This is a genomic window from Mycobacterium celatum (assembly GCF_002101595.1).
Classification (GTDB): Bacteria; Actinomycetota; Actinomycetes; order Mycobacteriales; family Mycobacteriaceae; genus Mycobacterium; species Mycobacterium celatum.
Genome location: NZ_LQOM01000040.1, coordinates 1 through 17,549, shown reverse-complemented (window position 1 = coordinate 17,549; position 17,549 = coordinate 1). Strand labels below are relative to the sequence as shown.

At 68.7% G+C, this 17,549-nt stretch carries 17 protein-coding genes and 2 pseudogenes; 11 read left to right on the top strand and 8 right to left on the bottom strand.

What is annotated here, in order from left to right:
* The first annotated feature begins 11 nt into the window (after positions 1-11).
* Both AWB95_RS17910 and AWB95_RS17905 read left to right on the top strand, forming a co-directional pair.
* Positions 12-626 carry a TetR/AcrR family transcriptional regulator gene (locus AWB95_RS17910; RefSeq protein ID WP_062539630.1) on the top strand — a complete coding sequence of 205 codons (615 nt, stop codon included), beginning with the start codon at positions 12-14 and terminating at the stop codon, positions 624-626.
* Complete coding sequence (locus AWB95_RS17905) at positions 608-1,090, top strand: nuclear transport factor 2 family protein (protein ID WP_099539794.1); 483 nt, start codon at positions 608-610, stop codon at positions 1,088-1,090. Before AWB95_RS17910 ends, AWB95_RS17905 begins: the two co-directional genes overlap by 19 nt.
* Here AWB95_RS17905 and AWB95_RS17900 read toward each other — a convergent pair.
* Positions 1,082-1,746 (bottom strand): annotated as a pseudogene (locus AWB95_RS17900) (L,D-transpeptidase family protein). The gene AWB95_RS17905 and the pseudogene AWB95_RS17900 overlap by 9 nt on opposite strands.
* 298 nt (positions 1,747-2,044) lie before the next feature.
* On the opposite strand from AWB95_RS17900, the gene AWB95_RS17895 reads away from it, so the two are divergent.
* The 4 genes from AWB95_RS17895 to AWB95_RS17880 are packed head-to-tail and all read left to right on the top strand — an operon-like array spanning position 2,045 to position 6,419.
* Positions 2,045-4,399, top strand: a complete 2,355-nt coding sequence (locus tag AWB95_RS17895) for an ATP-binding cassette domain-containing protein (protein WP_139818523.1) — start codon at positions 2,045-2,047, stop codon at positions 4,397-4,399.
* Positions 4,400-4,434: 35 nt separating this feature from the next.
* Positions 4,435-5,049, top strand: a complete 615-nt coding sequence (locus tag AWB95_RS17890; protein ID WP_062541894.1) for a hypothetical protein — start codon at positions 4,435-4,437, stop codon at positions 5,047-5,049.
* On the top strand, positions 5,046-5,909 hold the full coding sequence (locus tag AWB95_RS17885; RefSeq protein WP_238600956.1) for a hypothetical protein: 864 nt from the start codon (positions 5,046-5,048) through the stop codon (positions 5,907-5,909). Before AWB95_RS17890 ends, AWB95_RS17885 begins: the two co-directional genes overlap by 4 nt.
* A gap of 27 nt (positions 5,910-5,936) precedes the next feature.
* Positions 5,937-6,419, top strand: coding sequence for a mitochondrial porin family protein (locus AWB95_RS17880; protein ID WP_062538222.1), 483 nt, complete (start codon positions 5,937-5,939; stop codon positions 6,417-6,419).
* On the opposite strand, the gene AWB95_RS17875 is transcribed toward AWB95_RS17880, so the two are convergent.
* Positions 6,407-6,721 (bottom strand): hypothetical protein, encoded by a 315-nt coding sequence (locus tag AWB95_RS17875; RefSeq protein ID WP_062538225.1) that lies wholly within the window; start codon positions 6,719-6,721, stop codon positions 6,407-6,409. The two genes, AWB95_RS17880 and AWB95_RS17875, sit on opposite strands and share 13 nt — an antisense overlap.
* Before the next feature lie 100 nt (positions 6,722-6,821).
* On the opposite strand from AWB95_RS17875, the gene bluB reads away from it, so the two are divergent.
* Genes bluB through stf0 form a run of 3 tightly spaced genes read left to right on the top strand, consistent with a single transcriptional unit; the run spans position 6,822 to position 9,665 of the window.
* Positions 6,822-7,496, top strand: a complete 675-nt coding sequence (gene bluB / locus AWB95_RS17870; protein ID WP_062538221.1) for a 5,6-dimethylbenzimidazole synthase — start codon at positions 6,822-6,824, stop codon at positions 7,494-7,496.
* A complete protein-coding gene (locus AWB95_RS17865) occupies positions 7,483-8,862 on the top strand; it encodes a sulfatase family protein (RefSeq protein ID WP_085168496.1) in 1,380 nt (459 codons plus the stop codon). Before bluB ends, AWB95_RS17865 begins: the two co-directional genes overlap by 14 nt.
* On the top strand, positions 8,862-9,665 hold the full coding sequence (gene stf0, locus AWB95_RS17860; RefSeq protein WP_062538220.1) for a trehalose 2-sulfotransferase: 804 nt from the start codon (positions 8,862-8,864) through the stop codon (positions 9,663-9,665). Before AWB95_RS17865 ends, stf0 begins: the two co-directional genes overlap by 1 nt.
* A 107-nt stretch (positions 9,666-9,772) precedes the next feature.
* Here the strand turns inward: stf0 and AWB95_RS17855 are convergent, their stop codons facing one another.
* On the bottom strand, positions 9,773-10,543 hold the full coding sequence (locus AWB95_RS17855; RefSeq protein WP_062538219.1) for a trans-aconitate 2-methyltransferase: 771 nt from the start codon (positions 10,541-10,543) through the stop codon (positions 9,773-9,775).
* A 67-nt stretch (positions 10,544-10,610) separates the two neighbouring features.
* Here AWB95_RS17855 and AWB95_RS17850 point away from each other — a divergent pair, with 67 nt between their 5' ends.
* A complete protein-coding gene (locus tag AWB95_RS17850) occupies positions 10,611-11,516 on the top strand; it encodes an amidohydrolase family protein (protein ID WP_062538224.1) in 906 nt (301 codons plus the stop codon).
* A complete protein-coding gene (locus AWB95_RS17845) occupies positions 11,513-12,700 on the top strand; it encodes an alpha/beta hydrolase family protein (RefSeq protein WP_062538218.1) in 1,188 nt (395 codons plus the stop codon). The genes AWB95_RS17850 and AWB95_RS17845 overlap by 4 nt, the downstream gene beginning before the upstream one ends.
* Here the strand turns inward: AWB95_RS17845 and eccE are convergent.
* From eccE to AWB95_RS17820, 5 genes and pseudogenes are all read right to left on the bottom strand, one after another.
* Entirely contained in the window at positions 12,697-13,683 is a 987-nt protein-coding gene (eccE, locus tag AWB95_RS17840) for a type VII secretion protein EccE (protein WP_249025638.1), read from the bottom strand. The genes AWB95_RS17845 and eccE overlap by 4 nt on opposite strands.
* Positions 13,680-15,065, bottom strand: coding sequence for a type VII secretion-associated serine protease mycosin (gene mycP, locus AWB95_RS17835; protein ID WP_085168477.1), 1,386 nt, complete (start codon positions 15,063-15,065; stop codon positions 13,680-13,682). The genes eccE and mycP overlap by 4 nt, the downstream gene beginning before the upstream one ends.
* Positions 15,062-16,492, bottom strand: coding sequence for a type VII secretion integral membrane protein EccD (eccD, locus tag AWB95_RS17830; protein ID WP_099539798.1), 1,431 nt, complete (start codon positions 16,490-16,492; stop codon positions 15,062-15,064). The genes mycP and eccD overlap by 4 nt, the downstream gene beginning before the upstream one ends.
* 50 nt (positions 16,493-16,542) lie before the next feature.
* Positions 16,543-17,403, bottom strand: a complete 861-nt coding sequence (locus tag AWB95_RS17825; RefSeq protein ID WP_085168475.1) for an ESX secretion-associated protein EspG — start codon at positions 17,401-17,403, stop codon at positions 16,543-16,545.
* Positions 17,404-17,420: 17 nt separating this feature from the next.
* Positions 17,421-17,549 (bottom strand): annotated as a pseudogene (locus tag AWB95_RS17820) (WXG100 family type VII secretion target); the annotation flags it as partial.

Sequence of the window (17,549 nt, the reverse complement as noted above, 5' to 3'; positions counted from 1 at the left end):
TAAAGTCAACAATGTCCATATACGCAGGTGCCGCGCCCACACGGCAGACCAGCGCGCCCCGCAAACGCGGCGACGACACCCGCGCGAAGATCATCAACGAAACCGTCCGCTGCATCGCCGAGGAGGGCTTCGGGGCCGCGACCGCCAAACATGTCGCCGAACGCGCCGGCGTGACGTGGGGCGTCATCCAGTACCACTTCGGCGACCGCAACGGTCTTCTGATGGCCGTCGTCGACGACGGCGTGGCCAAGCTGCTGGACTCGCTGTCGGCGGCCGATGTCGGCGAACTGCCGCTGCGAGAACGCATCGAGGTCGTCGTCGACACCGCCTGGAGCTGTTATTCCAGCCCCGCTTCGCTGGCCGCGTTCGAGATTCTGCGGGCCACCCGCTGGGGCGAGAGTTCGCGCCGACACCTGGTCGAGATGAACGCGGCGATCAATCAACTTGGTCGGCTGATTACCGACGATCCTGCCAATGACGGTGTGGCCGAGGTGATTTGGGCCGCGCTGCGCGGCGTGGTGCTGGCCCAGATGATCATGGGCGTGCCCGTCGACTGGCAGCGGGAACGTCGCGCGCTGATCGACATGGTGACGCACTACCTGCAGCGCTGTGCTCAAATGTCGTGATGAGCCCGCACGACGACATCGCAGCCATCGAACAGGTCAAGTACCGCTACTTGCGGGCGCTGGACACCAAGCACTGGGACGACTTCGCGGACACCCTCACCGACGACGTAAAGGGCGACTACGGATCGTCAGTCGGCGAGGAGCACCACTTCACCAACCGCGACGATCTGGTCGCCTACATGCGCTCGGCACTGGGACCGGGCATCATCACCGAACACCGGGTCACCCATCCCGAGATCACGGTGAGCGGCGACGAGGCGTCGGGCACCTGGTATCTGCAGGACCGCGTCATCGTCGCCGAGTTCGACTTCATGCTGATCGGCGCGGCGTTCTACCGCGACCGCTACCGGCGCACCGCCGACGGCTGGAAGATCAGCGCGACGGGCTATGACCGCACCTACGAGGCGACAATGTCGTTGGCGGGCCTCGACTTCAAGGTGAAGCCCGGTCGCGCCCTAGCCTGATTGCTTCGCGATCGCGATCAGCGCACCGGGCCGCAGCCACCGGATGATCTGCACCAGCGTGTCGTCGTCGATCGCCACGCATCCCGCCGTCGGCCCGCCGTCGGTGGTGTGGAAGAAAAACGCGGCGCCGTCGCCGGGCCGGCGGGCCTTGTTGACGCCCATCACCACCGCGTGCTTGTACTGCGGGATTTCGAGATTCTCGCTCGCGTCCGTGTCGAACGGGCACTGCGCTTTCTGGCAGACCTGCATGGTATTGAAGGTCGGGCTGTGATCGTCGCCGTTCCACCAGTGGTTGGGCCCGACCTGCGTGTACGGCAGTCCGCCGCCAGGATTGGGCGCGGTGCCGAATGCGGAGTCCAGCGAATAGACGCCCATCGGTGTGGCCGGGTAGCCGCTTTTGGCCTTCGGCGCCAACCCCGCCGACCCGATATGGGTCGGGATCCCCGCGCCGATCGGCTGCCAGCCGGTGGCGGTGCGCTGATAGACGTCCATCTTGGCGTTCGAACCGCCCACTCCACAACCGAAACCACTTGGGTGGCGTTGCCGACGGACGGCGCGAACCACGGCGCGCCGACCGCAGCGCCCGGCGGTGCGCCGGCCAGCGTCACGGCGGTCGCGCACAGCGCAGCGCAAAGCGAACCCAGCAGTCGGCGCACCGTTTCATCGTCGACGCCGAACAATCTCAGCGTCAAGTAAAAGTTGAGCTTCGATCCGGTCACTGCGCGGCCGCGACACAGCCGTCGCGTCCCGCCGATCGCAGGTTCGGTCTATATGATCGGCAACCGATGTCCTTGTCCAGCAATGACAAACGCTGACGGCGTCGTCTTCACAGCAAATTGATCGCGAGGTTTATGAGAGCACGAGATGACGCAGTCTGACGAAGGCAACACGACCCGGCTCGCCCTGGTGAACGGGCCGAGCGAGCTGCCGTTGACCGTCTGGCTGGGTTCGGCGATGTACACCTTTCCCGCCGAACGCGACGTCGTCGTCGGCCGCGATCGTGACTGCGACATCTGTCTGCACGACGGCGACCCCGCCGACCTGGCGCTGATTTCGCGCGTTCACGCGATTCTGCGGTTCGACAGCGGACGGTGGGTTGTCGTCGACAAGAGCCAGAACGGGGTTTACGCCGACGGCGTACGCGTGCCGCTGGTCAGCGTCCGCGACGGTCAGCGCATCACGCTCGGCAGCCCGCACGGGCCGCAGCTGACATTCCGCGTCGCCACGTCCAGCGCAGCGCCCGAACCCCGCAACCCGCGCACGCTACGTAGCCTGCCCACCCCGACACGGCCTCCGCAGCGACGCACAGGACCCCAAACACGGCCCACCGAAACGGCTTTCCGGGAACGCACCATGCGGCTGCGGCGACCGCCGCGGCCGGGATCTGCGCCGGCCGGTTCGGCGACCATCGGCCGCGCCAAGACCAACAACATCGTCGTCAACGACGCGCTGGCATCCCGGGTGCACGCGGTGCTGGTGTCCACCCCGGGCGGTCTCGAGATCCGCGACAACCACAGCAGCAACGGCACATTCGTCAACGGCACCCCGATCACCTGCACCCTGCTGCGCGACGGCGACGTCGTCACCGTCGGCAACACCGACCTGGTGGCGTCGGGCCACACCCTGGTCCCACGGGTTGCACAGGCGCGCAGCAGCGGACTGACCGCACAGGGGCTGGCGCTGACCATCGACGGTCATCCGCTGTTGACCGACGTGTCGTTCACCGCCCGGCCGGGCACCCTGACCGCGGTGATCGGGCCGTCGGGCGCGGGGAAATCCACGCTGGTCAAACTGGTCGGCGGCACAACGCAACCCACCGCCGGCGTGGTCACGTTCGACGGACACGACGTGCACGCCGAATACGCGTCGATGCGCTCCCGGATCGGGATGGTCCCCCAAGACGACGTGGTGCACCGCCAACTCACCGTCGAACAGGCGCTGGGCTACGCCGCCGAACTGCGGCTTCCGCCGGACACCTCGGCCGACGACCGTCGCCGAGTGGTCAAGCGGGTCCTCGACGAGCTGGACCTGACCCCGCACCGAAAGACGCGGGTGGACAAGCTCTCTGGCGGGCAGCGCAAGCGCGCATCGGTGGCGATGGAACTGCTGACCGGCCCGTCGCTGCTCATCCTCGATGAACCGACGTCCGGGCTGGACCCGGCGCTGGACCGGCAGGTGATGACGATGCTGCGCCGGCTGGCCGACGCCGGCCGGGTGGTCATCGTCGTCACCCACTCGCTGACCTACGTCAACATGTGCGACCAGATACTGCTGCTGGCCCCCGGCGGCAAGACCGCGTTCGCCGACCCGCCCGCCGAGATCGGGCCGGCGATGGGCAGCACCGACTGGGCCGACATCTTCGCCCGGGTCAGCACCGACCCCGACGGGGTGCACCAGGCCTTCCTGGCACGGCATCCCCCCGCCCCCCGACGCCCCCCGACGGCCGCCGCAGCGCCGCTGGGCAGCCCGCCGCGCACCGGCCGGCGACGGCAGGTTTTCACGCTGGCCCGCCGCCAGACCCGGCTCATCGCCGCCGACCGCGGATACTTCGCGTTCCTGGCGCTGCTGCCTTTCGTGCTGGGCACGCTGTCGCTGGCGGTACCCGGCAAGACCGGCTTCGGTCATGCCCCGCCGGACACGGATGAACCCAACTCGATCCTGATCCTGCTGAATATCGCCGCGGTGTTCATGGGGACCGCGCTCACGATTCGCGACCTGGTCGGGGAACGGCTGATCTTCCAGCGCGAACGGGCGGTAGGGCTGTCGGCGACGGCGTATCTGGGGGCCAAGGTCGTCGTGTTCAGCGCCGCAGCGGTGGTGCAGACCGCGATCCTCACGGCGATCATGGCTGTCGGCAAAGGCATGCCGACCCGCGGCGCGGTGTTGTTGGGCAACGGGCCGGTGCACGCGGTCACCGAGCTGTACGTGACGCTGGCGTTGATGGCGATCGTCTCGGCGATGGTGGGCCTGGCGTTGTCGTCCCTGGCCCGGTCCACCGAGCAGGTGCTGCCGATGCTGGTGGTGGCGATCATGGTGTCGATGGTGATGGCCGGCGGGCTGATTCCGGTGACCGGCCGAACGGGTCTGGACCAGGTCTCGTGGCTGCTGCCGGCGCGATGGGGCTTCGCGGCCTCGGCGTCGACGGTCGATCTGCGCACGATCGAGCCGCTGGTGCCCACCGACCGGCTGTGGACGCATTCGCTGCACTACTGGGTGCTCGACGTCGGCATGCTGGTGCTGCTGGGAATGGTGGCCACCCTGTTCGTGCGGTTCCGGTTGCGGCTGCGTGTGCACAGCGCCAAAAGCTGAATAGCGCTTTCCGGCGGCGGCGATAGCATCGGCGAATGTCGGACTTCCCGCCCGGCCGTTATTCGCAGATCCTGGTCGGTCATGTGTGGCCGTCGGGTTCGAACGTGGCGATCGTCGCGAATGCTTCGGCCGAATGCGGCAATGTCGCTGCCGCCTACCAGGATCTGCGAGACCGGCTGTGCCAGGCCCGCTTTGGGCCACTAGCCGACCAGGCCGGCGTGACCGCCGACGACGTGCACGATGCGTTCCGGCGCGGCGAGGACCATGCCCACAGCATCGCGGAGAAGAACGAGATCAAAAGGGCGGCTTTCGAATCCGCACACGACGCGGTGCGTGAACTGCGCGCGGAGCTCACCAGTATCGCCGAAGACGGAGAGAGCCGAATCCGGCGGATCGAGGGCAGTAAAGATTCCCCGGCGGCCAAACTCGACGGGCTTGTCGGCGTGTTGGCGGACTGCCAGAGCCGGGCCAGCGCCAAGGCCGCAATGTACGGCCAGGACATCCTCGACGCGGTCCAAAAGGTGCTCGACGCCGAGGGCCTCGACCGATCCGCCCGCCAGTTCGCTGCGGAGCACGGCATCGACGCGGTATTCACGCGGCCCACCGTGCGCCGTGATCAGGTTGTCGCACTGTTACGCGAGCCGACATGAGCCCCGACTTGCGCGCCTCACCAGCGGATTACGCCGCCGCTGCCGCGGCCAATACGCCGCCGCCACCGATCCCGCCCACTGCCGTTCCCGGGCCCGGTTCGATCGTCGACAACCTGCTGGCAACGTTGGGTGCGGCGGCCAACATCGGCGTCCCGTCCGATTTCGCCGACGCGCTGGCCGGCCAGGCCGAGCGCGGCCTCAAAGCTGCCGACGCGGAAGCCAAATTCCCCGGCAACGAAGAAGACTCGGCCGCGCGGCTGAACGGGCTTTCGGATCCGAACCAGATGTCCCAGCAGATTCCGCAGCTGGCGTCCGGCATCGCCGGCGCAATCGCCGGGGCGCTCGGCGGCGCCCTGCAACCGCTGGCCCAAGCCCCGCAACAGGCCGCCCAAGCCGGCCAGCAGGCCATGCAGATGGGCATGAGCGGTCTGCAGGGAAACGCGGCCGACACCGAGCCCATGCCCGAGGAAGTGTTCGACGACCTGGACGAATTACCCAGCGGCGGTGGCAGTTTGGGCAGTGGCGGATTCGACGCCACCGTGCCGACGGCGGTGCTCGGGCCGCCGCCGACCCCGTCTACCGGTACCGTCCCGGCGTCGTCGCCGACCGCGCCCGCGGCGCCGGGACCGCCGGAGCCCCTGGCCTCGCCGAGGGGCGGGGTGGGCGCGGTGCCGATGATGCCCCCGACCGCCATGCCCGGTGCACGCGGTGCGCCCGGCGACCTCAAGCCCGACACCAAACGGGTCGTCGTTCCCGCTGTGCGCAACGGTGCTCCCGTGCAAGGACGCATCGCCGCACCGCTGCCCGAGGTGACAAAGCGAGTGGCGGGCCAGCCGGCTACCAGCAGCCGCGAGCACTAGCACCGGCACCGTGGTCATACTGGGCGCATGGCAGTCATCGTCCGAAGGCTGTTCGGTATCGGCAAGCTGCCAGCCGACGTCCGCGCGGAGGTCGAAGCCGAAGGAGTCGTCTACCTCGCCGACTATGTCGCGATCACCCGGCGATTCAGCGGCGCCATCCCGGGCCTGCGGTCGTCGCACAGCGTCGCCAGCTACGTCGGCTCCCTGGTGTTGACCTCCCAGCGGGTGCTGGCCACCCTGTCGTCGCTCCCGAAGCTGGCCGGTCCCACCGTCGACGTCCGCTGGGACGCGCCGCAGACCGGCCCGGCGACTGCGCAACTCGCGCCGACGGGTCTGCAGGTCGAGCTGGACGTCGGGCGGGTGGATCCGGCGTTCAACGGGCAGCTGTCGCTGCACTACAAAACCGCCATCCCCGGCGACGTGCTCACCGGACTGCCCCGCCGGTCGCTGGCTTTCGACATGCCGCCGGAATACGTGTTCCGCGCGGTCGGCGTCACCTACCGGCCGTAGCGGTGGTGAGGCACAGACAGGTCCGGCCAGGGTGGACGGCGCAGCACCGCGAGGCTGGCGATTACGGCCGACAGCAGACCGGTGAGCACGCCGATCAGCGCGATGCGATTGGCGTCGACGGCCGCGACCCAGGAAGCCCTGTCCCCGGCCACGACAAACACGCCGAGCGGTGTGGCGGTGGAACCCCGGATCTTGGCGACCGGGATGACGGTGGCGCCATCGGCGGTACGGTACGGCTCGCCGTAGACCCGCCCGGCGGCACCATTGGTCGGCAATTGGTCGAGCGATTCAGGAAACTTCATCATGGGACTCCTCTCCCGACGCCCAGCAGACACAGAATCGCACTGTTCGGGCGGCAATCGTGCGAGTCTGCGTCTTCTCGAGCAGGGATGGGTTTCTACGATGGCCCCTGTGAATGATCACGCGTTCAGCCCGCTCGAGCGGCAAACCGTCTACCGCGTGATCTGCGAGCGCCGCGACATGCGCCGGTTCGTGCCGGGCAGCACCGTTGCAGACGACGTGCTGGCGCGCCTGCTGCAGGCCGCGCATGCCGCGCCCAGCGTCGGGCTGATGCAGCCGTGGCGGTTCATCCGGATCACCGACGGCTCGCTGCGACGACGCATCCACGCCTTGGTCGACGAGGAGCGGCTGCTCACCGCGCACGCGCTGGGCCGGCGCGCCCAGGAATTTCTGGCGCTGAAGGTCGAGGGCATTCTGGACTGCGCCGAGCTGCTGGTGGTGGCTCTGCGCGACGGCCGGGAAGCCCACGTCTTCGGGCGGCGCACCCTGCCGCAGATGGATCTGGCGTCGGTGTCGTGTGCAATCCAAAACCTTTGGCTGGCAGCGCGATCCGAAGGTCTCGGGATGGGCTGGGTGTCGCTGTTCGATCCGCAGCGGCTGGCGGCTCTGCTGTCCATGCCGGCCGACGCCGAACCGGTGGCCATACTGTGCTTGGGGCCGGTACCCGATTTTCCCGACCGGCCGGCGCTGGAATTGGACGGCTGGGCGTTTGCCCGGCCGCTGGCCGAGTTCGTGTCCGAGAACAGCTGGGGAGGTGGCGGCGATCAGCGACAGTGACGAAACGCCCGACAACGTATTGGTCGTGCATTGGCACGACCTTGGTCGTTATCTGGGCGTCTACGGCCACACCGATGTCTCGAGTCCCCGGCTGGACCGGCTGGCCGACGAGGGCATCCTGTTCACCCGGGCACATGCCACCGCGCCGCTGTGTTCGCCGTCGCGCGGATCGCTGTTCACCGGCCGCTACCCGCAGAGCAACGGGCTGGTCGGCCTGGCCCACCACGGCTGGGAGTACCGCTCCGGCGTGCGCACCCTGCCGGACATTCTCTCCGAATCCGGTTGGTACTCGGTGCTTTTCGGCATGCAGCACGAGACGTCGTTTCCGTCTCGGCTGGGTTTCGACGAATTCGACGTGTCGAACTCCTACTGCGAGTACGTGGTGGAGCGGACCGAGCAATGGCTGCGTGAGCGTGCCGGGCGCCGACCGTTTTTCCTGACGGCCGGGTTCTTCGAAACTCACCGGCCCTATCCGCGGGACCGCTACGAACCGGCCGACGCCGCCACCGTCGCCCTGCCCGACTATCTACCCGACACCGGCGAAGTCCGCCAGGACATGGCCGACTTCTACGGGTCGATCAAAACCGCCGACGCCGCGGTCGGTCGGATCCTGGACACGTTGGCTGCCACCGGCCTCGACGCGACGACCTGGGTGGTGTTCTTCACCGACCACGGCCCGGCGTTCCCCCGCGCGAAGTCCACGCTGTACGACGCCGGCACCGGCATCGCGATGATCATCCGTCCGCCCACCCGAATACGGCTCGCGCCAAGGGTTTACGACGAGATGTTTTCCGGCGTGGACCTGGTGCCCACGCTGCTGGGTCTGCTCGGCGTCGACGAGCCCGACGACATCGAAGGCATCTCCCATGCCCGGGCGCTGCTGACGCCCGACGACACCACCCCGGTCCGCGAACACGTCTACACCGCCAAGACCTATCACGACTCCTTCGATCCGATACGGGCAATTCGCACAAAGGAATACAGCTACATCGAGAACTACGGACATCGCCCGCTGCTGGATCTGCCGTGGGACATCGAGGAGAGCCCGTCCGGACACGCGGTGGCGCCGTTGGTCACCGCACCGCGGCCGGGACGCGAACTCTACGACCTGCGTAGGGATCCCACAGAGACCAACAATCTGCTGGGCAGCGACGACACCGGCCATGCCGATGCGATTGCCGCCGATCTGGCTGTGCTGCTGCATGAGTGGCGTCAGCAGACCGGCGACGTCATCCCGTCGGACTTCGCCGGCACCCGGATAGCGGCGCGCTACACCGAAACCTACCTTCGGATCCACGCCAAAGTGCCGACCAGCCGGTCGGCGATCGCCGCCGAGCGCGGCATCGAAGACGAGGTCAAGAAGTAATGTCCTCGGTCCCGACGTCGTACCTGGTGCTCGCCTCGCAACGCAGCGGGAGCACGCTGCTGGTGGAGTCGCTCCGCGCGACCGGATGTGCCGGCGAGCCGCAGGAGTTCTTCCAGTACCTGCCCAGCACCGGCATGGCCCCGCAGCCGCGGGAATGGTTCGCCGGGGTCGAGGACCCCACGATTCTGCGGCTGCTCGATCCGCTGGAGCCGGGCACGCCGGATACCGCGTCCGCGGTGGCCTGGCGTGAGCACATCCGCAGCTCGGGCCGCACACCCAACGGTGTCTGGGGCGGCAAGCTGATGTGGAACCAGACGTCGCTGCTGCAGGAGCGGGCGGCGGGGCTGCCCGACCGCACCGGTGAGGGCCTGCGCGCGGCGATCCGCGACGTCATCGGCACCGAGCCGGTTTTCGTGCACGTGTATCGGCCGGACGTGGTCTCGCAGGCGGTGTCGTTCTGGCGGGCGGTACAGACCCGGGTGTGGCGGGGCCGCCCCGACCCGGAACGGGATTCGCGGGCCGTCTACCACGCCGGCGCGATCGCCCACATCGTCACGATCCTGCGGGAGCAGGAGACCGGCTGGCGCAACTGGTTCGCCGAGGAGCAGATCGACCCGATCGACGTCGCCTACCCGGTGCTGTGGCGCAACCTGACCTCGATCGTGGCCGCGGTGCTCGAAGCGCTCCGGCTCGATCCGCGCCTGGCGCCCGCGCCGGTGCTGGAGCGCCAGGCCGACCAGCGCTCTGACGAGTGGGTGGACCGCTACCGCGCCGAGGCCGAGGAACTGGGCCTGCCGCAATAGACGTTGTCGTCGATCGACTGTGCATTGACGGCGTCGAGGGTGCGACCAGGGCGGGCCCGGATCGTTTTTCCCGCCCAGAGTTCACGCTCGACGCCCTGGATGCACACTCAACGGGCGCCGACCTGGGCGACGACGAACACCCGCCGGAACGGGAAGAACGTGATCCCGTCGGGCCGGGTCGGATAAGCGTCGGCGAGCAGCGGGATCAGGTCGGCGCGAAACCGCTCCCACTCGGCGTCGCTGAGCCGCTCACGCACCGGCAGCAGCGCGGTGCCGCTGATCCAGTCCAGCACCGGATGCTCGCCGCGCAGCTGATGCAAATACGTCGTTTCCCAGGCGTCGACGCTGCACCCGGCGTCCATCAGCAGCTCGGCGTAATAGGCCGGCGGGTGAACCACCGCGCCCACCCGAAACGGCACGTCCCGCAACGCCTTTGCGTACGGCTCGCGGCGCGCCAACGCACGCACCGCAGCGTGCGACGGGGTCTCGAAGTTGCCGGGCATCTGGGCGGCGATCCACGAGCCGGCCGCCAGCTGCCCCGCCCAGCGGACCATCAGCTCCGGATGCTCGGGCACCCACTGCAGGACGGCGTTGCTGAGCACCACGTCGGTGTCGCGCCGCGGCGTCCAGCTGCGCAGATCGGTGACGGAGGCGTCGACACCCCGCTCCCGGGCCGCGGCGACCATCTCCGGCGAGTTGTCCAGCGCCTCGATCACCGCGTCCGGCCAGCGCCGGGCCAGCTGCAGCGTCAGGTTGCCCGGCCCGCAGCCCAGGTCGACGACACGGCGCGGACGCTCGGCGCCCACCCATGACAGCAGGTCGTAGAAGGGGCGGGCGCGCTGATCCGCAAAGGCCAGATAGACGTCCGGATCCCACATGTCTGTCCTCCCGATCAACGGCCCGTGTGCCGACTGGTATAGACAACGTAGACGAGTCGAGGTGGAGATGACTGACGAAGACGACGCCGCCGGTGTCCGACGGATCTGGTCCGCCTTGGGCTTGCCCGGGATTGTCGACGTACACACCCATTTCATGCCGAAATCGGTGATGGACAAGGTGTGGAACTACTTCGACTCCGCGGGTCCGCTGGTCGGCCGGCACTGGCCCATCACCTACCGGGCCGACGAATCCCGGCGGGTCGAGATGCTGCGGCGATTCGGGGTCCGCGGCTTCACCGCGCTGGTCTACCCCCACAAGCCGCAGATGGCCGCCTGGCTGAACCAGTGGGCCGTCCAGTTCGCCCGGTCCACACCGGATTGCCTTGCCACCGCGACGTTTTACCCCGAGCCAGACGCCGCCGACTACGTCGAGGCCGCGATCCGCGACGGCGCCCGGGTCTTCAAGGCACACATCCAAGTCGGTCGTTACCAGCCGAACGACCCACTGCTCGACCGAGTCTGGGGTCTCATCGAGGACGCCCGCGTTCCGGTCGTCATTCACTGCGGGTCCGGTCCGGTGCCGGGCGAATACACCGGGCCCGAACCGATCCGCCGACTGCTGCGCCGCTACCCGCGGCTGCGGTTGATCGTCGCGCACATGGGAATGCCGGAATACGCAGAGTTTCTCGACGTCTGCGAGCGCGCGGCCGACGTGCGACTGGACACCACGATGGCCTTCACCCCGTTCGTCGAGGAACAAATGCCGTTCCCGACCGCTCAGCTGCCCCGGCTGCGACACTTTGGGGACCGCATCCTGTTCGGCAGCGACTATCCCAACATTCCCTACCGCTACTCCGATGCGATGCGTTGGCTCACCGAATTGCCCGGAATCGACGACGACTGGTTGCGCGCCGTGTTCTATGAGAATGCGGCTACGCTTTTCTTCCCCAGCAAAGAGGGCACTCGACGATGACGTCCGATGCCGGCCCGCCCATCCCGCTGCCCGAGGTGCCGGGCGCCGACGCGGGCGCCGAGGGACTGCCGGAGCTGTCGGCGCTGCCGTGGCGGCAACGCGCGATCGTCGAGGGGTCCGCGGTCAGCGACCTCGGGATGCGTACCGCCGTCGCCACCATGCTCGCTGTGGCGATGACGCCGCCGGTTCTGGCTACTACCTTACGGCGCAGCGAAATCCGCCGCGAGCGGGACAACCTGCGCTTCTACGCCGAGCTGGCCGCCGATCGCGATCCGGCCAAGTCCTTTCCGGCCCCGACGACGCCGCCGCGGGTGTCGTCGCAGCCGGCCAACCCAGTTGCACAGCGGATCGCGCACGGCACCGTCGAGAACATCGCCTTCGCCAGCGGCTTCGAGGCGGTCAACCCGGGGCTGCGTCAGCCGTGGCGGACATTGCGCCGCAACAACGTCGTGCGGGCACAGCATTGGCGCCACGACGACGGGCCGCGCCCGACGCTCTGCGTCATCCACGGCTTCCTGGGGTCGTCCTACCTGCTCAATGGGCTGTTCTTCTCCTTGCCGTGGTATTTCGAATCGGGCTACGACGTTCTGCTCTACACCTTGCCGTTTCACGGGCGCAGGGCCGAAAAGTATTCACCGTTCAGCGGCTACGGCTATTTTTCCCGCGGCCTGACCGGATTCGCCGAGGCAAGCGCGCAAGCTGTGTATGACTTTCGCTCGGTGCTGGACTATTTGCGTCACACCGGCGTCGAGCGCATCGCGCTCACGGGGATTTCGCTCGGCGGCTACACGTCGGCGTTGATCGCCTCGGTCGACGACAGGCTCGAGGCCGTCGTCCCCAATTGCCCTGTAGTCACTCCGATTACGATGTTCGACGACTGGTTCCCGGCCAACAAGCTCGTTGAGCTGGGGCTGCGGAGCAGCGAGATTCACCGCGACGAGTTGGCCGCTGCGCTGTCCTACCACTGCCCGCTGAACTACCGGCCGCTGGTGCCGATGGACCGCAGGTTGATCATCACCGGCCTGGGTGATCGGTTCGCACCGCCACAGCAAGCTGAAATGCTATGGGAGCATTGGAATCGCTGTGCGCTGCACTGGTTCCCGGGCAGTCACCTCATGCACATCAGCCAGCTGGAGTACCTGCGCCGGATGACCGGGTTCCTGCACGGGTTCATGTTCGGCTAGACGGCCGCATGCCGCGGCCGTGACTGCCGTGCCGCGGTGCTGGGCCAGCGCAGCTGTCCGAGTAGACCGTCGGGCAAGGCGGCGTGACCGTCGAGCCTTTCGGTCGACGTCGGATCCAATGCCACCAGCGCGGGACGGTGATTACCGGATTGCGGAGTCAGCCCGGATATCGGTGCGCCGCCGGCGGGATGGGCATTGGTGCGGAACGCGCACGCGACCGCCAGCGTCTGGTCGCCCGCCGCGCCGGCGATTTCCAGCGCGGTCCATGTTTCGCGAGCCGGATACGACCTGATCACCGCGAGGGTGTCCAGGAGCGTCTCGTCGGCGTTGACCCGGTATGCCGCAACGTAATCGCCGCTTGCTTCCTTGACGCCGCGCCAGGTTTCGCGGGCGGGCCGCGCGAACAACGTCGGGACGTCGTCGGGTTCCACCGGGCCGGCCCCCCAGCCGATCTCGCGGAGGTGGTCGGCGAGCCGGCGCACCGCGACCGCCGCGGTCTTGTGCAACGGAATGCTCGACGAGCGGGCCTGCAGCGCCACAAGGTTGTCGGCGGCCGACAGGGTCAGCCCAATCCAGGTGTCCCGCTGCGGCATACCGTTGTCGTCCTCTGTTTCCCGGCTGGTGACGCGGACCGCGTCGGCGCGGATTCCGTAGCGGTCCAGGTATCGCGCGATCAGCGGCAGCGGCAGCAGGTCCGGTTCACCCTCTGGCGGGTTGGTGATCCGCAGCAACGCGGTCGTGCGCACGTCGATGCCCGGGCGGGCCGCCGGGGCGCGCATGTGATTGCGGCGCAGCATCGCCAGCCGGTGGCGCAGCATCGTGGTGAAAAACATTCCGCGCCACCAGGCCAGCAGTAGCAGCACCGCGGCAATCGCGATGCCCAGTGCCCAGCGCTCACGCGGGGTATGCCACGGATAGGCCATGGCTGCGGCCACGACCGCCAGCAGCACCAGGCTGATCCGCCCGGTCAGTGACTGCCTCACGAGGTGAGCTCCTTTCGACGGCGCGCCGCGATCGCGGCAGCGCCCACGACGGCCAGTGCGAACGCCGCGGTTCCGATTCCCGAGACGATCAGCGGGGTGTGATTCTTTGGCGCCGGCTCCGGCGGTGCGGCGATCGGCTTCGCCGGCGCCGCATCGGATTTGGTGGCCGGAGGCAGCTCCCAGGTCAGGGCCGCGACCGCGTCCACACTGCCGGCACCCACCACATTGGACGGCGCCCGGGACCCGTTGTGCGCGGTTGCGGTCAGGCGGCGCACCACCTGCTCGGCCGTCAACTCGGGATACTTGCTGCGCACCAGCGCTGCCACACCGGACACATACCCGGCCGCATAACTGGTGCCGCTCAACGGAATCAATTGCTGGCGCTGATTGGGCAAGCCGTTCGCCAGCCCGCCGTCGTCGCGGTTGCTCACCGACACGATGTTCTGGCCCGGCGCCGCGATGCCGACCCACGGGCCGGCCATGGTGAATTTGGACGGCTGACCGTCCGGCGTCAGCGAAGCCACCGAGAGCACATAGGGCTGCCACCACGACGGGATCGACACCGACGTGACGCCCGCCCAGTTGCGCGGATCGTCCGGCCGGCTCAAATCGGTCAGGGGGTTGGACTCACACGCGGTGCCGCCGGCCATCGAGCCGGTCGGCCCGCTGTTGCCGGCGGCCGCCACGATCACCGCGTCCTTGTCGACGGCCGCGTACCGGATCGCCGCACCGAGCGCCGCCTGGTCGACGCTGCGGTCCGCGGGCAGACAGCTGACCGCCGAGATGTTGATCACCCGCGCGCCGAGGTCGGCGGCGTGCACGATGGCCCGGCCCAGCGCCGTGACGTCGAAGGTCACCTGCGCCAACGTCGGATCGCCGCCCGGCATGCGGGGCGAAAACTTCGCCGACGCGGTGCGCAACGACAGCAGCCGCGCTCCGGGCGCGACCCCGGCGAAGCCGTCATCGCTGGGCTGGCCGGCGATGATCCCGGCAACCAGGGTGCCGTGCCCGTCGCAGTCGGTGAGGCCGTCGCTGGATTCCAGGTAGTCGCCGCCGGGTTCGACGGTGGGCAACCGTGGCCCCGGCCGGACCCCGGTGTCGAGAACGGCCACCAACTGGCCGTCGCCGCGCGAAATCCGCCACGCCGCAGGCAGATCCATCATCGTTTGGTTGGGCGTGGCGGCGCCGGGATCGGTGCCGGGGATGACGCCGGCGGTGCTGCATTCGCCGCGCTGCTCCATCGGCTGCACGGGCCCGGGCGCGCCGTTGGGCGGCTGGGCGCCGGGATCGACCACCGGCGGGCTGATCGCCGCGGCTGGTGGACAGCACCACACCGCCGCTACCAGAACCGCGGCGACACAAGCGAATCCGGCACGAATCATCGATTGAGTACCCAGCTGAAGATCCCGACCAGGTAGGCCATGACGGGGATAAGCGACGCGTCGATGCCCGACGCGACGAAGCCGACCACCCGGCGCAGCGGCAGCGAATAGCTTTCCGGTTCGGCGATCGGCGGGTTCAGCGCGACCACCACCCAGGCCAGCACCAGCGCGGCCAGCACCAGCACCGCGCACAGTGCGGCGACGTAACGCGCAGTCGCCGCGTAGAGCACCAGCAGCACCACCGTCAGCAGGTACGGCTGCGCAAGCAGCCATGCCTTGCAAGCCGCCGAATCCCAGACCCGGGCCCGCAGCGTGGCCGCAGCCGCGGTGGCCGCGACGACGTACCAGCCCCACACGGCCAGTGTCTCCGGCCGCAGCGCGATGGCCACCGAGCCCAGCACGCTGAGCAACACCGCGCCGGCGATGAAGCCGGTCTGGTGCGCGTCGCTGATCCGAACCCTGCGCGGCAGATCCTCCAGCACCCGCATCGACGGCGCCGACGGGGTGGGGTCGCCGGGCGCCGGGATGACGGGCAGCGGGAACCGCGCCCATAGCGCGGACAGTTGGGCGGCCTCGACGGTGACGAACAGTGCCACCACGATCAGCAAGCAGCCCAGAGTGAGCATCGGCAGCTGCCACAGTGACGCAGCGCCGGCCACCAGTAATACGCCGACCCCGAGAACTGTTGTGGCGGTGAAGAATTCGATGGCGTGTTCGCGTTCCCGACGCGGAAGGATGATGCTGATCAGCGACCATGCCGCAACACCCGCTGCGGCCAGCATCACGTGCGCCGGCCCGAAACCGCCCGGTACCGCCAAGGTCAACGCGGCAGCGATCGGCACCAACGCCGCCGCGGACAAGACCGTACCGGCCCGCGGTGAGCGCGCCAGCAAGCCGGCCAGAGCGGTGAGGACCGCGATCGCGCCGACCGCGATCAGCCCGGCCGGCGCGCCGCTGACCGCACGGTGGGCGGCCGCCAAACCGGTTGCGGCGAGCACCAACCCGATGACCGCAGCCAGCGCCCCGCGCTGAACGTGCGCGATGCCCCATGGCTTCAGCCGCGAGGCGGAGAAGATCACCGCAGCGTCGGCGATGTCCTCGACGATGCCCGGCGCGGCCGGGCCGGGCGGCACCGGCTGCAACGCGAGCAGGTCGCCGTCGACGACACCGACCGTGTCCAGGCTGGCATCCAGGCTGAACGGCGCGCCGCCGATCGGGGCAAGGCTGAGCCGCGCGGGTGTCGCCGTGTCCGCGGCCGGCTCTCCGTCGACAGCGTCGACCTCACCGTCCAGACCGGTGGGAACCACCAAACGTTGGACCGCGGGCAGGATTTCGCGCAGCGGAAGCTCGGCGGGCAGGGCCATCTCGGTCAGCCGGCTGTCGGCGAGAATGGCGACCCGGACGATCGGCATCACGGCGCTGGACATCAGCGGGTCCTCGGGATTTGGTGGGACATGGATTCTCTTTCTCTCTTGTGTTAAGTCGATTGGACGCTGAAGTCTCTGGACAACCGCTTACCCGGGAACCATTGACCGTCGGGCAGGGTTGCGGTCAGGTGTTCGACCGCCATGGCGATCGCGAACGGTGTGCCGGGGCGAAACGTCGAGATCCATTCACCGTCGAAGGCGCGCGACGGGCTGACCAGCACCCGGCCCGCCGTGGTGTCGACAATGCTCATCCCGACTTCGGTGGTGGCGTGCCGGCCGTCGTGGCGGCAACCGGCGACGATCTCGACGTAGCTGCGCGGGCCCGTGAACACCGACTCCACCATGGGCCGCGCGGACTCCGGAATGCCCAGGTATTCAAGGACTTCGGCCAGCGGCGTGCCGTTACGCAACCGCTCGTCGGCCCTCGCGCCCACCCGGGCGGGCATGCTGAACTCGTCGAACCGCGCCGGCGGTCGGTGCGCCAGCCCGACTCCGAGCACGGGCACCAGCGCCCGTGCGTCGTCGATTTCCATCGACGTAAACGTCACCAGCTGCGCATTGCGCAGCGCGACAACGGTTTTGTCGCCGCGCCGCGCGATGATGCCGCGCAGCATCTCCCCGGGCCCGGAGTCGTTGGCGGGTCCCACGTAACGCAGGTCCAACCACCGCTCCGGGAAACACACCACCCGGATCCAGTCGGCCACCGCGGAGTTGACCGCGCCGTCGGCGGACAGCAGACCCATCCGGGCCAGTTCGCTCGCCTGCCGCTCGACGAATGCGCCCCGTTCGCCGGCGTCGGTGTAGGGCGTGGTGATCGCCAAAACCCACGGGAATGTGCCCGCGCCAACGGTTTCGGCGATGAACCACGCCTGCTCGACGGTCAGCTCGACGGCGTTAGGCTGGTTGCCCATCTAACCTTCGACTCCGGTCAGCCGCCCCATTTGGCGGCTTCGGCTTGGTCGCGGGCCAGCATCGACACCGTGTTGGTCTCATGGGTTCCGGCCATCGCGTGATAGGCGCGCACCAGATCGGCCATCGCCTGATTCCACTGCGCCTG